The organism is Mariniflexile sp. TRM1-10 (assembly GCF_003425985.1).
GTDB lineage: Bacteria > Bacteroidota > Bacteroidia > Flavobacteriales > Flavobacteriaceae > Mariniflexile.
In genome coordinates, this window is the sequence record NZ_CP022985.1 from 379,841 (window position 1) to 394,440 (window position 14,600).

Below are 14,600 nucleotides of genomic sequence, written 5' to 3' on the forward strand. Positions count from 1 at the left end.
AGTTGAAACTATACACCTTCGGTACTAGGCTTTTAGTTCCTAAAATACTTCCATATTCACAAACTCAAACCGTACCAAACCGTCTTCATCTATTTTGGTAAGTGCTACTGGATGCAGGGTATTAACCAATTCCGGGTTCCAAGGCGCTTTAACTTTTACGTAATTTTCGGTAAAACCGTTTATATACCCTTCTTTATTCTCACTTTCAAACAAAACAGTTCTAGTAGTCCCTAATTGGCTTTCGTAAAATGCCCGTCGTTTTTTAACCGATAACCCACGTAACATTTTACTACGCTTATTTCTAACATTCATAGGAACAACACCTTCCATTTCTACTGCCTCTGTGTTGTCACGTTCAGAATAGGTAAATACATGCAAATAAGAAATATCCAGTTCGTTTAAAAAGTTGTAAGTTTCTAAAAAATGAGTGTCCGTTTCACCTGGAAAGCCAACAATAACATCAACACCTATACAGGCATTTGGCATCACTTCTTTTATTTTTGAAACTCTATCCACATACAATTCACGCATGTAACGACGCTTCATCTTCTTTAAAATCTCATTGCTGCCCGATTGTAACGGAATATGGAAATGGGGCACAAAAGCTCTGGATTTTGAAACCAAATCAATCGTTTCGTTCTTTAAAAGGTTTGGTTCGATAGATGATATTCTTAAACGCTCAATCCCTTCCACCTTATCAAGTTCGGTTACCAAATCCAAAAACGTGTGTTCGTGTTTTTTGTTTCCAAATTCTCCCTTGCCATAATCGCCAATATTAACGCCCGTTAGTACAATTTCTTTAATGTTTTGAGCTGAAATTTCTCTAGCGTTTTGCAACACATTTTCCATGGTATCACTTCTAGAAATACCACGAGCCAACGGAATGGTACAATAGGTACACTTATAATCGCAACCATCTTGTACCTTTAAAAAGGCACGTGTTCTATCACCTATGGAATAGCTTCCCACGTAAAAATCGGCTTCCTCAATTTCGCATGAATGCACTTCACCAAAATCGTTTTTGGAAAGATCGTTTATATAATCGGTAATCTTAAATTTTTCGGTAGCACCCAAAACCAGATCCACACCATTAACATCTGCCAATTCCTGGGGTTTTAATTGCGCATAGCAACCAACAGCCGCTACAAACGCCTTGGGGTTTGCTTTTTGTGCTTGCTTTACAATACTTTTAAAACGCTTATCTGCATTTTCGGTTACTGAACACGTATTAATAACATAAATATCTGCCTGTTCAGAAAAATCTACACGATCGAAACCTTCATCTGTAAAACCTCTTGCAATGGTAGAAGTTTCAGAAAAATTCAGCTTGCAACCCAAAGTATAAAATGCAACTTTTTTTCTCATTTATTGTTTTGCTATTTCCATGAAGGTAGAAATCTCATTATATTTACCTTCTTTCGTAATAAGTCTGCAAATTTACAATTAATAAGTTATATGGTAAAACATGTTTTAAAACAAATAACAAACTATTTATCAATTAGTTGTATAATATTACTCGCCACTTCTTGTGAAAACAATTCAAATACAAATAACAATCACTTAGTTTTTAAGTACAACGAACATAAAAACATCGGTTCCTTAGACCCTGCTTTTTCCAAAGACATATCAGATATATGGGCAACGAATCAACTATTCAATGGATTGGTACAAATGGATGAAAAATTGAATATCCAACCCTGTATCGCTAAAAGTTGGACGATTTCCGAAGATGCTCTAACATATTCATTTTCATTACGTCCTGATGTGTTTTTCCATAAGCATAGACTTTTTGGAAAAGATTCTACCAGAACGGTGAATGCTAAGGATTTTGAGTATAGTTTAAATAGGCTAATCGATAAAAAAGTAGCATCCCCAGGAGGTTGGGTATTGGATAAAGTAGAACGTTTTAAAGCTATAAACGACACGCTTTTTCAAATTCAATTAAAACAACCTTTCCCTGCTTTTTTAGGATTATTGACTATGAAATATTGCTCGGTAGTTCCTAAAGAAATTGTTGAATTCTACGGTAGTGATTTTAGGTCACATCCTATTGGTACAGGTCCATTTAAATTTAAACGATGGGAAGAAAACCTAAAATTGGTTTTCAGAAAGAATCCACATTATTTTGAAAAAGACAGCTTAGGCAATGCCTTACCTTATCTAGAAGCTGTTGCCATTACATTTTTACCTGATAAACAGAGTGAGTTTTTACAATTTATACAAGGAAATATAGATTTTATAATCGGGTTGGACGCTTCTTATAAAGATGAAATTTTAACCGCCAGTGGCAAGCTCCGCAATGAATATTCTGAAGCTATTGATATGGTTCGTGGTCCCTATTTAAACACCGAATATTTAGCGTTTTATATGGATTCTGAAATTCCTGAGATTCAATCTGAACTCATTAGAAAAGCCATCAATTATGGTTTTGACAGAAAAAAAATGATGATTTATTTGCGTAATGGCATAGGCATTCCTGCCGAAGGTGGTTTTATACCAAAAGGCCTACCAGGCTATGGTGAAACACTCGGATTTAGCTATAAACCTGACATTGCAAAACAATTGGTTGAACAATTTAAAAATGAAAGCGGTATTAAAAACCCAGAAATTTCGATTACAACCACAGGCAATTACTTAAGTTTTTCTGAATATATTCAACGTGAAATTCAAAAAATAGGGCTGATTGTTAACATTGACGTCATTCCTGGATCTGCCTTAAAAGACGCTAAAGCCAATGGCAAACTAGATGTTTTTAGAGCCAGTTGGGTTGCCGATTACCCAGATGCCGAAAACTATTTATCACTTTATTATAGTAAAAACTTTGCTCCAAATGGACCGAATTACACACACTATAAAAGTGAATTATTTGACACATGGTATGAAGAAGCATTTACTGAAACCAATGTTGAAAAAAGGACTTCATTGTACACGAAAATGGATTCATTAATTATGACACAAGCTCCTATAGTGCCTCTTTTCTATGATGAAATAGTACGATTTGCTAGAAAAAATGTAAAAGGCTTAGAGGTCAGTCCTGTGTATGTTTTGGAATTAAAAAGAGTGACAAAAAATTAATTTAATTCAAAATAATAAACATCATCATCACCTTTACCACCATCGCGTTTTGATGAAAAATAACCTGACTTATTCGCCCTATCAATAACCAAACAAAAATCGTCTTGCTTACTGTTTATAGGCTCTGGTAATTTTTCTGCTTTTTCAAAAACACCATCGGCCGTCATTTTACTTTTATAAATATCAAAACCACCAAAACCGCTGGGTCTATTAGAAGCAAAATACAATGTGTTGTCTGAACTGATAAAAGGGAACATTTCTTTACCATACGAATTAACTTTACTACCTAAATTTTTAGGTTCACTAAAGGTATTATTTTCTAAAATATCGACTTTAAAAATATCTGAACCACCTTTGGTTGTTTCCTTTCCGCCTCTCATATTCGATGTAAAATACAAGGTTTTCCCATCTTTACTTATAGTAGGATGTGCATAAGAATATTTAGGATTGCAAAATGGCAAAGTTTCAAAATGCGTCCACCCTATACCTTCTTTTAACTCGCCAACTTTAATTTGAAAGTTGTCTTTATTAAAATCATCACTTGCTGTTGTAGTTAAATAAAGTTTTTTGTTATCAGGAGATAAAGCAGCAGTGGTTGTATATTTTATTTTTTCATCAGGAGCTATTTCAATATTTTTAATATTCTTGATAACACCATTTTCAGATAACTCCCCTTCAAAAATTGAGAGTACAGGATTTCCTTGAAATCGTTTTAATCGGCCTTTGTTATCTAATAAATAAGATGTGAATAGAATTTGAGAATCGTTTACCAACATGAAACCAAAATGTGGGTATTCGGTATTCATCTCAATATTTTTGATGGTATATATTTCGGATTGTGAAAACCCCAAAAAACCTGCTAGAAATAATATAAAGTATAGCGATTTTCTCATTTAGATAAAGTGTAACATCCAAATATACAAAACTTTAGCAATACTATTTTTAATTAATTAAAGCTTCAAAATTTCAAACTCATACTAAAAGTATTTGTTCTTGCGGAGACGCAAAGTTGCAAAGCAAAATGAGAATATTACTGAAAACTGAAACTGCGACTGAGACTGCAACTGCGACTGTGACTGTGACTGCGACTCCTAATAAAACTATTCGCGCCTATACTTTTTAGTTTCCTCAAAAACGTGTTCTAAAATCGCTTTGTCTTGCTCAGTAAATTCAACATGACGTCTAGACATAACTACTCCGGCTACTTCAAAAGCTTTTTTAGTTAAATAAACTGTAAAGCCTGCACTTCCACCCCAACTAAAACTTGGCACAAAATTCCTTGGGAAACCACTGCCAAAAACATTGGCACTAACCCCTATAACCGTACCAGTATTAAACATGGTATTAATACCACATTTACTATGGTCGCCCATCATAAGTCCGCAAAACTGCAATCCTGTTTTAGCAAAACCTTCTGTTTGATAATCCCATAAACGCACTTCGTCGTAATTATTTTTTAAGTTCGACGTATTGGTATCGGCGCCTAAGTTGCACCATTCACCTAAAACGGAATTTCCTAAAAAGCCATCATGCCCTTTATTGGAATAAGCAAAAATCACGGAGTTATTAACTTCACCTCCAACTTTACTGTATGGCCCTATCGTTGTAGGCCCATAAATTTTAGTACCCATTTTTAAAGTGGCTCCTTCGCAAAGTGCTAATGGTCCACGCACTAAAGAACCTTCCATAATTTCGGCATCTTTTCCAATATAAATAGGCCCATTAGTAGCATTAAGTGTTGTAAACTCTAATTTGGCACCTTCTTCAATAAAAATATTTTCAGCAGCAATAACATTGTTGCTAAACGGAATGGGTTGGGACCGTCTGCCATAGGTTAATAAATTAAAATCTTCTTGAATGGCTTCACCGTTTTTTGAAAATATGTCCCAAGTATATTCTATTTTAATTACATCATCATTAAATTCAATGGCTTCGTAAGTCTCAAAATCCACTTCTTCTTGCGTATTTTTTGAATAGAATGCCATCACATCTTCGCCTTTAAAAATGGCTTGATTTTCCTGTAAATCTTTTACCATCTCAACCAATTCCAAATTTGGGAGGTAGGACGCGTTTATCATGACATTTTCATCCATTTCTACCATGGGATACTTGTCAGACAAATAATCTTCGGTAATGGTTGTTGTTGTAGTATCTAAAAACGTTTCCCATTTTTCGCGAATGGTTAAAATGCCTATTCTAATGTCGGCAACAGGACGTGTAAAAGTAAATGGCAATAAATTGTTACGCGAAGGTCCATCAAAAAGAATATAGTTCATATCTAAGTTCAAAGTTCAAAAGTTCAAAGTTCAAAGTTGTTTGCTTAAAACTTAAACCTATTAGTTATCTATTCAAAAATAGACTAATTGTATAAAATAAAAAAGCCTTCAATATAAATATATGAAGGCTTTGTATAATAGTTTTTGTTAAGTTTATTTACTAAACTTAGCATATTTGTTTTTGAATTTATCAATACGACCAGCAGTATCAATTAATTTAGATTTACCAGTGTAAAATGGGTGCGATGTTCTAGAAATCTCCATTTTAATAAGTGGATACTCAACACCATCAACCTCTAAAGTTTCACTTGTGCTTGCAGTAGACTTTGTTAAAAACACGTCTTCGTTAGACATATCTTTAAATGCTACAATTCTATAATTTTCTGGATGTATATCTTTTTTCATCTGCTGATATTTATTTTTTCTTCTGACAGATGTAACACCTAAAAAAGTGCTTCATCGCTTAAAGCTTTAATATTCTTTTCAATTTTGGAAGTGCAAAAATAAGCATTTTTTACAATCTTGCAATACTTTTTTACATTTTTTATCACTAAAATTAATGTAACGATTTACTATATTTGAATACTAACTGAATAACTAACACAAAAATACAAAAATATGGAATCTAAAGAAGTAACCCCTGGGAAATTTGGAATCAATTTAGGATTGATTTTAGGTGGAATTATGACGCTAATTGCTATATATATGTACGCCACTGATATGGCTTTTAAAGGACAGCAATGGCCCGTATATATATATTATGTAGCCTTCCCTCTAATAATAATCTATGCAATAAGTCAATACAAAAAAAACAATTCAGGACTGTTAAGTCTAAAAGAAGCCATTAAAACGGGCATGGTAGTTGCCCTTATTAGTGCCTTAGTATATGTTGGTTACATTCTGATTTTTAATTACATAGTTGATTCAGAATACAATACCAAAATGATAGAATTTGCCACTGAACAAATTGCCTCATCTGAAGGACCTGTTGAAGCTAAAGAAATGCAATTAAAAATGGTTGAATTCTTTTCCAACCCAATTGCAGGCAGCGTTTTTTGGGTAGCCATGAGCTTATTTTTCGGACTCATATATTCTTTAATTGGAGGTTTAGTAATGAAAAAATCTGATGCATAAATAATTTCTTTACTTTTGAAGTCTGAAAACATTATTTTAAATGAATATATCAGTAGTTATACCACTACTTAACGAACAGGATTCTTTAACCGAATTACACGATTGGATTGCAAAAGTGATGCAATCCAATCGTTTTTCCTATGAAATCATTTTTATTGATGATGGTAGTACAGACGATTCTTGGAAAACCATAGGCAATCTTTCATCACAAAACCCAAACGTAAAAGGCATTCGCTTTTTAAAAAATTTTGGAAAATCGCAAGCGCTCCATGCTGGTTTTGAAAAAGCTATTGGCGATGTGGTAATTACTATGGACGCCGACTTACAAGACAATCCAGACGAAATTCCAGAACTTTACAGTATGATTGAAAACGATGGATTCCATTTGGTTTCTGGTTGGAAAAAGAAACGTTATGATTCGGTTATCTCCAAAAATATGCCATCCAAATTATTCAATTGGGCAGCAAGAAAAACATCGGGTGTCAAACTTCACGATTTTAACTGTGGGCTAAAAGCCTATAAACTAGAGCTTGTTAAAAATATTGATGTTAATGGCGAAATGCACCGTTACATCCCTGTTTTGGCAAAAAATGCTGGCTTTACAAAAATTACCGAAAAAATAGTGCAGCACCAAGCCCGAAAATATGGTGAAACCAAATTTGGCATGAACCGGTTTGTTCACGGCTTTTTAGATTTAATTACCATTTGGTTCTTATCTAGTTTTGGCAAACGCCCCATGCATTTATTTGGTGCTTTAGGGGTTATAATGTGTGCCATTGGCTTTGGATTTGCCTTATACTTAGGCATCGATAAACTGTTTTTAAACCGAGCTGGAAGGCTAATCACAGAGCGTCCTGAATTCTACTTATCGCTTTCAACCATGATAATTGGTACGCAATTTTTTGTAGCTGGCTTTTTAGGCGAAATTATTTTACGCACCAAACAAGACAAAAAACGCTACGCAATTAAAGAAGAATTAAATTTAAATTAATAACTTTAAAAAACTGTTTCATCACCTTCAAAACAACAACATTTTAAAGATTATTCTTTTTCAATTGTTTATTTTTGAAGCCTTTTACATAAGATATTATGATATATATTGAACCAAAAATTTTAGATCGAATTAACACATGGCTAACCCCAACTTTTGATGCAGAAACCCAATCTATTATAAAAAATAGTATTGCGCACCATCCAAAAGATATCCAAGAAAGTTTTTATAAAGACCTAGAATTTGGCACCGGTGGTATGCGTGGTGTTATGGGTGTAGGTACTAACCGTATTAATAAATATACCCTTGGAAAAAGCACACAAGGTTTAAGTGATTATTTAAACAAATCATTTCCTAACGAAACACCAAAAGCGGTAATTGCTTACGATTGCAGAAACAACAGTAAATCCCTTGCTAAAGTGGTTGCCGATGTGTTTTCGGCAAACGGTATTCAAGTGTATTTGTTTGAAGATTTACGTGCTACTCCAGAATTATCATTCGCTGTAAAACATTTAAACTGTCATTGCGGTATCGTACTAACCGCATCACACAATCCGCCAGAATATAATGGCTACAAAGTATATTGGCAAGATGGTGGGCAGTTGGTACCACCTCAAGATGGAGAAATCATCAATGTTATTGATAGCTTAAAATATTCCGACATTAAGTTTGAAGCAAACAATTCCTTAATCCAATATATAGGCAAGGAAGTTGACGATGCATTTATAAACGAATCTGTTAAAAATGCCAACTTTAATACGTCTGAAGAAGCAAAAGATAACTTAACTATTGTTTTCACATCGCTTCATGGAACCTCTATAACCGCAGTTCCTGAAACTTTAAAACGTGCTGGATTTAAAAACGTTCATATTGTAAAAGAACAGGAAGTGCCAGATGGTAATTTCCCAACAGTTGCCTCACCTAACCCCGAAGAACCAGCCGCTTTAAAAATGGCTTTAGAGTTGGCAGAAAAAGTAAATGCCGATATTGTTATTGGGACCGACCCCGATTGCGACCGTTTAGGCGTTGCGGTTCGTAATTCTGAAAACAAATTACAGCTGCTTAACGGAAATCAAACCATGCTAATGATGACCGATTTCCTTTTAAAACAATGGAAAGCTGATGGAAAAATTAAAGGAAAGGAATTTATAGCCTCAACCATTGTTTCTACACCCATGCTAAACAAACTTGCCGAGGCTTATAAAGTGGAAAGCAAAATTGTTTTAACTGGTTTTAAATGGATTGCAAAATTAATAAAAGACTTCCCTGAGCTTGATTTTATAGGTGGTGGCGAAGAAAGTTTTGGGTATATGGTTGGCGATTTTGTGCGTGATAAAGATGCTGTAACCTCTACCCTATTGGCTTGTGAAATAGCAGCTATAACAAAAGCAAATGGCAGTTCTTTTTACAACGAACTTCTAAACCTGTATGTGGAGCATGGTTGTTACAAAGAAAAGTTAGTCTCATTAACCAAAAAAGGAATTGAAGGTGCTCAAGAAATTACACAAATGATGGTGGACGCTCGAGAAAATCCATTTAAAGTTGTGAACGGTTCTAAAGTTTTAAAAATTGAAGATTACGATTTATCCATTTCAAAAAACATACAAACCGGAAAAGAAAGCACTATCGACATTCCAAAATCAAATGTTATTATTTACTATTTGGAAGATGGTAGCCAAGTGGCTTTAAGACCTAGCGGAACAGAGCCAAAAATAAAGTTTTATGTGAGCGTCAATACTAAGTTGAATTCGGTTGCCGATTTTAATAAAACGGAGGCAGCACTTGATGCTAAAGCTGAAGCCATTTTAAAAGACATGAAATTAATATAATAACCCGTATCTTTGCGAAGAATTTGCATGCTTTTATGTCAGCCATAAAAGCATGTTTTATAAACAGACAAATCTTATTTAATGAATCAGTTTTTAAATATCCTAAAGTATGCCAAACCTTATAAAAAGTATGCTCTAGGACACATAGCTTCAAACATATTATATGCTTTATTTGGCGCGTTATCGTTTGTTGCTTTAATACCCATGCTCGATATTTTATTTGAAAAAAATCAAATAAAACCAACAGTTAAACCCATTTACGAAGGACTATCTTCTTTAAAAGATTATTATAAGGACTATCTCGCATACCAAGTAAATTTATATGCTGAAGACGACCCACAAAAAGCATTGTTTCTGGTTGTTAGCTTAATCATCATCTTATTTCTTTTAAAAAATGTTTTTGGGTATTTGGCTAATTACTTCATGGTTTTTTTAAGGAATGGTGTAGTACGTGATTTAAGAAACAAGGTTTACAAAAAAACAGTAGAGCTGCCGCTTTCATTCTTTTCTGAACAAAGAAAAGGCGATATCATGTCGCGTATCACTGGAGATATATCAACACTCCAATACTCGATGCTACCTGTTTTAGAACTTATTGCTAGAGAACCTCTTACCATTATTTTCACCATAATTATGATGATGATAATAAGTTTAAAACTGACCATATTCGTGTTTATATTTATTCCTTTATCTGGCATTATAATTTCTAGGATTGGCAAAAGTTTAAAACGAAAATCCGATCGTGTTCAAAAAGAACAAGGCGTTATTTTATCTATTATAGAAGAAACGTTAACAGGGTTACGCATTATAAAAGGTTTTAATGCCGAACATAAATTTGACGCTAAATTTCAAGAATCTTCAACCCGTTCGTACAATTTTTCAAATAAATTATTTAACAGACAAAATTTAGCTTCCCCAACAAGCGAGTTTTTGGGTATTTTAGTTATTTCTGTTTTATTGTGGTATGGTGGGCAATTGGTGCTTGTAGACAACTCACTCGATGGCAGTTCATTTATTGCGTATATGGGGTTGGCATACAATATTATGGTACCTGCAAAAGCCATATCAAGAGGCGTTTATAATGTTAAACAAGGCAATGCCGCCGCTGAGCGTATTCAAGAAATTATAGACACCCCAAACCCATTAAAAGACAAAGAAAACGCCATTACAAAAACAGGGTTCGATTCTGAAATTGTATTTAACAACATTTCTTTTAAATATGAAAACGACTATGTTTTAAAAGATTTCTCATTAACCATTCCTAAGGGAAAAACAGTGGCATTGGTTGGGCAATCTGGAAGTGGAAAATCGACCATAGCCAACTTAATTACCCGTTTTTATGATGTGAACAAAGGAAGCATTTTAATTGATGGTATTGATATTCGAGAGTTTTCAACGAAATCTTTAAGACAACAATTGGGCATTGTTACGCAAGATGCTATTTTATTTAACGATAGCATTAAAAACAATTTGAAACTTGGAAAAGACAATGCGAGCGACGACGAAGTTATTGAAGCCCTAAAAATTGCCAATGCGTGGGAATTTGTTAAAGAATTGCCTCATGGTATCGAAACTAATATTGGGGATTCTGGAAATAAATTATCTGGTGGACAAAAGCAGCGTCTAAGTATTGCACGTGCCGTTTTAAAAAGCCCACCAATTATGGTTTTGGATGAAGCCACTTCGGCGCTCGATACCGAAAGCGAACGCTTAGTACAAGTAGCCTTAGAAAATATGATGAAGAACAGAACCTCCATTGTTATAGCCCACAGACTATCAACCATACAAAATGCCGATGAAATTGTGGTTCTAAACAAAGGTGAAATTGTAGAAAAAGGTAAGCATTTAGAGCTTATTGCCAAAAAAGGTGTTTACCAAAAACTTGTTGAAATGCAAAGTTTTGACTGAGAGACTGTCTAAACACTAAAGTTTATAAAATTAAAAAAGGATAGAGATTTGGGGGCTTCTATCCTTTTTTGTTGTTTTTGATAGACTTGGGAACGACTAACAACATAAATAGGTTTCTGAAGCAAACTTAAACCAAAAAAACATACTACACAAGAAAAAAAGCATTTAATCGTGTTTATAATGCATTTCGTCGATTATTTTGTTTTTAAACTACTGATTTTTAACACATTAAATAAATGCCAAAAATTTAAAAATTCCGTTTTAAACTTTTAGTAAATTTATAAGTCTAATAACTAAAGTATTTTTGTGATTGACGAAGCACAATTAGTAGATCAATTAAAATCTGAAACCCATAAAGAACAAGCCTTTAGAACGTTAATAACGTTATATAAAGAACGACTATATTGGCACATACGGAATATTGTAAAATCTCATGACGATTCCGACGATGTGCTTCAAAACACTTTTATTAAAATTTATAAAAATATTCATAACTTTAAAGGAGACAGTAAATTGTTTTCTTGGATGTACCGCATTGCAACAAATGAGTCCATTACATTTATTAACCAAAATGCAAAAAAACTACAAATAACCAGTGAAGAAGCTCAATCATCGGCAATCAACAAACTAACATCAGATGTTTATTTTGAAGGCGATGCTATTCAGCTTCAACTACAAAAGGCTATTGCCACATTGCCAAGAAAGCAACAATTAGTATTTAACATGAAATATTTTCAGGATTTAAAATATTCAGAAATATCAGATATATTGGAAACAAGTGAAGGAGCTTTAAAGACTTCTTATCATATAGCCGTAAAAAAAATTGAAACTTATTTAGCTCAAAATTAAACTATTACTAAAATATGGAGTCTTATTAATACAATGAAATCGCCATGATTCAGAAACATAAGCTCCAATAAAGATTAAAGCGATGCCATATGACCTTTAAAAAACAACATATACCTACATATGAAAAAGAATAAAATGCATAATAATATAAATAATACCGGATTTAAAGTTCCTCAAGATTACTTTGCGTCCCTTGAAGATACTATTTTAAGCGAGGTAAAACTCAAGGAAAGATTATCTGATCCTGGTTATAAAACACCCGTTAATTATTTCGATTCGTTAGAAGACAAAATAATGAATGCGGTTCAACCACAAAAAGAAATTAAAGTAGTCAAATTATTTACATGGCGTAAAGTGTCTTATGTCGCTGCTATAGCTGCTTGCCTCATTTTAATGGTTAATATTTTCTTTAATAACACTAAAGATGTTACCATTGAGAATATAGAAACGGCAAGTATTGAAAACTACATCTTAAACGAAGATTTAGAAACAGATGAATTTGCATCTCTTTTTACTAAAGAAGACTTATCAGAAGTTCGTTTAATTACTGATGATTACAGCTCAGAAACATTAGATAATTTTATATTTGACAACCTAGATATTGAAGATATTATCACAAAATAAACACAAACAGATGAAAACACTTATAAGCATCGTATTCATATTAAGTTTTTCGCTAATAACCGTTGCGCAGTCTAATAGAGATAAGATTAAGACTTTAAAAATTGCGTATATAACCGAAAAATTGAATTTAAGCGAAAAGGAAGCCCAAAAATTCTGGCCTATTTACAATAATTTTGAAGAAGAAAATTCAAGATTGAGAAAAGAAGCTTATGAAGCTAGAAAAAAATTAAATTTTGAAACCATTACCGAAGAAGAGGCAAAACAAATTTTAAAGGAATGGCGTTTAAACGACAATAAAAGGCAAGAACTTGAAAATGAATATATAAACAACTTAACTAAGGTCATTTCAGCAAAAAAAACTATTCTCCTACATAGAATTGAAGACGACTTTAAAAGAAAAATGTTTGAAGAGTATAAAAAAAGAAAACACCATTGATAAGATTCCGACCCGACTACACCCAACCTGACAGATAAAGCAAGAGATGTTGTCTTCTAAAAAATCCTTTAAATTTTAAATTTGTCAGACTGAACTTGTCGAAGCCCTAATTACCAACATTGTTGATTATCTGTCATTGTTCATTCGTTGATTTGACTATCTACTAGTAGCTATTTGTATTGCTAATCGTTAATTGCAAATTGTTAATTGTTAATTGATCATGTCAGACAGAGCTTGTCGAAGTCCATTACTGCCACTTCTTTCAGATAGCTTCGACAAACTATCAATATAACATAGAACTAGACTTTTTAGCCTCTTTTATTCTCTAAAATTAAGCTTAGAAATTCGCCCTGCCCCCGCAGCATAAGCAATACTATCATTTAAAAAGCGAATGGTATAAAACCCTTCATCGCTTAAGTGTTTCCATGAATTTCCAGAATCATTACTATAATCAATACCTTTAAAACCAATAGCAACAAGCTCCTTTCCTGCCCTATTTGGTATGTATTGCACACAACTTCTATAACCTGGGTTTTGGTTTTGCGCCACCACTTGCCATGTTTTGCCTCCATCGACAGTCTTTATTTTATTAGCCATATTGTCTTCAGGCTTAGTGTAATCACCACCCATGGCAAAACCGTTTAAATCATCATAAAAATCGATGGAATAGATGCCCGTCGTTTCTAAACCTTGTACAATGGGCGTGCTAAACACTTCCCAAGTGTTGCCTTTATCTGGCGAATATAAGATGCTGCTTACTTTACCACCGGTTGCCACCCATGTATGGTTACCAACTATAGCAATATTGGTATTACTGGCAGCAAAAGCGGCTTCGCCTTCTTTAGCTTTTGGCAACTTATCGCAAGAAAGCTTCTTCCAAGTTTCTCCCCCATTTCTTGTAATAATAATGCTCATACAATCATCGGTAGGATCGCCAATAGCAATGCCCTCTTGGTCATTCCAAAATTTCATAGCATCGTAAAACGCTTTTGGGTGGTCTTCTTTATAAACTATTTCCATCTGTCCAGAATCACCTGTTTTATATAAAACAGCAGGACTTTCAATACTTATCATAAAAAAATCGGTTGCTGTATGTGCCACGGCTCTAAATTGCAGATCTAAACTATCAAACGCTTGCTTTGAAATTGTCCAACTCGATTTCAATGGGTTATAAAGTCCAAAAGCACCAGTATTGGCAGCAAAAGCTAAACTGTTATCATCTAATATTTCAATAGCTCGAATACTTAATAACGAATCTTGTAAAATAGTTTCTATGTCTACTTTACTAAAGTTTCCAATGCTTTCTTTTTTCTTTCCGTTACACGAAAATAAAACGACAGCTATCAATACAAATACAATACGCTTCATAAATTATAAATTTCCATAAAAGTAGAAAAGCTTCATGAACTTATCATGAAGCTTTTAATAAAACATATATCAGTACATGACAAAAATTGAAGAATGTCACATTGAACTTG

Annotated in this window: 13 protein-coding genes; 8 read left to right on the forward strand and 5 right to left on the reverse strand. The window is 33.6% G+C overall.

Features of this window, described 5'->3' with window-relative positions; all coding sequences use genetic code 11:
* Positions 1 to 39: 39 nt before the first annotated feature.
* Complete coding sequence (gene mtaB / locus CJ739_RS01845; RefSeq protein WP_117172364.1) at positions 40 to 1,365, reverse strand: tRNA (N(6)-L-threonylcarbamoyladenosine(37)-C(2))-methylthiotransferase MtaB; 1,326 nt, start codon at positions 1,363 to 1,365, stop codon at positions 40 to 42.
* A 90-nt stretch (positions 1,366 to 1,455) separates the two neighbouring features.
* On the opposite strand from mtaB, the gene CJ739_RS01850 reads away from it, so the two are divergent.
* On the forward strand, positions 1,456 to 3,075 hold the full coding sequence (locus CJ739_RS01850; protein WP_117172365.1) for an ABC transporter substrate-binding protein: 1,620 nt from the start codon (positions 1,456 to 1,458) through the stop codon (positions 3,073 to 3,075).
* Here CJ739_RS01850 and CJ739_RS01855 read toward each other — a convergent pair.
* The 3 genes from CJ739_RS01855 to CJ739_RS01865 form a co-directional block, all read right to left on the reverse strand.
* Positions 3,072 to 3,968, reverse strand: coding sequence for a TolB family protein (locus tag CJ739_RS01855; protein ID WP_117172366.1), 897 nt, complete (start codon positions 3,966 to 3,968; stop codon positions 3,072 to 3,074). The genes CJ739_RS01850 and CJ739_RS01855 overlap by 4 nt on opposite strands.
* A 207-nt stretch (positions 3,969 to 4,175) precedes the next feature.
* Positions 4,176 to 5,351 (reverse strand): GlmU family protein, encoded by a 1,176-nt coding sequence (locus tag CJ739_RS01860; protein ID WP_117172367.1) that lies wholly within the window; start codon positions 5,349 to 5,351, stop codon positions 4,176 to 4,178.
* Between the two features lie 153 nt (positions 5,352 to 5,504).
* A complete protein-coding gene (locus CJ739_RS01865) occupies positions 5,505 to 5,756 on the reverse strand; it encodes a type B 50S ribosomal protein L31 (protein ID WP_117172368.1) in 252 nt (83 codons plus the stop codon).
* A 213-nt stretch (positions 5,757 to 5,969) separates the two neighbouring features.
* Here CJ739_RS01865 and CJ739_RS01870 point away from each other — a divergent pair, with 213 nt between their 5' ends.
* The 7 genes from CJ739_RS01870 (at position 5,970) to CJ739_RS01900 (ending at position 13,122) form a co-directional block, all read left to right on the forward strand.
* A complete protein-coding gene (locus CJ739_RS01870) occupies positions 5,970 to 6,485 on the forward strand; it encodes a DUF4199 domain-containing protein (protein WP_117172369.1) in 516 nt (171 codons plus the stop codon).
* A 40-nt stretch (positions 6,486 to 6,525) separates the two neighbouring features.
* Positions 6,526 to 7,476 carry a glycosyltransferase family 2 protein gene (locus tag CJ739_RS01875; protein ID WP_117172370.1) on the forward strand — a complete coding sequence of 317 codons (951 nt, stop codon included), beginning with the start codon at positions 6,526 to 6,528 and terminating at the stop codon, positions 7,474 to 7,476.
* A 98-nt stretch (positions 7,477 to 7,574) separates the two neighbouring features.
* Complete coding sequence (locus CJ739_RS01880; protein WP_205419384.1) at positions 7,575 to 9,305, forward strand: phospho-sugar mutase; 1,731 nt, start codon at positions 7,575 to 7,577, stop codon at positions 9,303 to 9,305.
* Between the two features lie 81 nt (positions 9,306 to 9,386).
* A complete protein-coding gene (locus tag CJ739_RS01885) occupies positions 9,387 to 11,213 on the forward strand; it encodes an ABC transporter ATP-binding protein (RefSeq protein WP_117172371.1) in 1,827 nt (608 codons plus the stop codon).
* Between the two features lie 306 nt (positions 11,214 to 11,519).
* Positions 11,520 to 12,062 carry an RNA polymerase sigma factor gene (locus tag CJ739_RS01890; protein WP_117172372.1) on the forward strand — a complete coding sequence of 181 codons (543 nt, stop codon included), beginning with the start codon at positions 11,520 to 11,522 and terminating at the stop codon, positions 12,060 to 12,062.
* A 120-nt stretch (positions 12,063 to 12,182) separates the two neighbouring features.
* Complete coding sequence (locus CJ739_RS01895) at positions 12,183 to 12,686, forward strand: hypothetical protein (RefSeq protein ID WP_117172373.1); 504 nt, start codon at positions 12,183 to 12,185, stop codon at positions 12,684 to 12,686.
* A gap of 10 nt (positions 12,687 to 12,696) precedes the next feature.
* On the forward strand, positions 12,697 to 13,122 hold the full coding sequence (locus tag CJ739_RS01900) for a hypothetical protein (RefSeq protein WP_162880100.1): 426 nt from the start codon (positions 12,697 to 12,699) through the stop codon (positions 13,120 to 13,122).
* A gap of 318 nt (positions 13,123 to 13,440) precedes the next feature.
* Here CJ739_RS01900 and CJ739_RS01905 read toward each other — a convergent pair whose 3' ends face one another.
* Complete coding sequence (locus CJ739_RS01905) at positions 13,441 to 14,490, reverse strand: WD40/YVTN/BNR-like repeat-containing protein (protein WP_117172375.1); 1,050 nt, start codon at positions 14,488 to 14,490, stop codon at positions 13,441 to 13,443.
* Between the last annotated feature and the right edge of the window lie 110 nt (positions 14,491 to 14,600).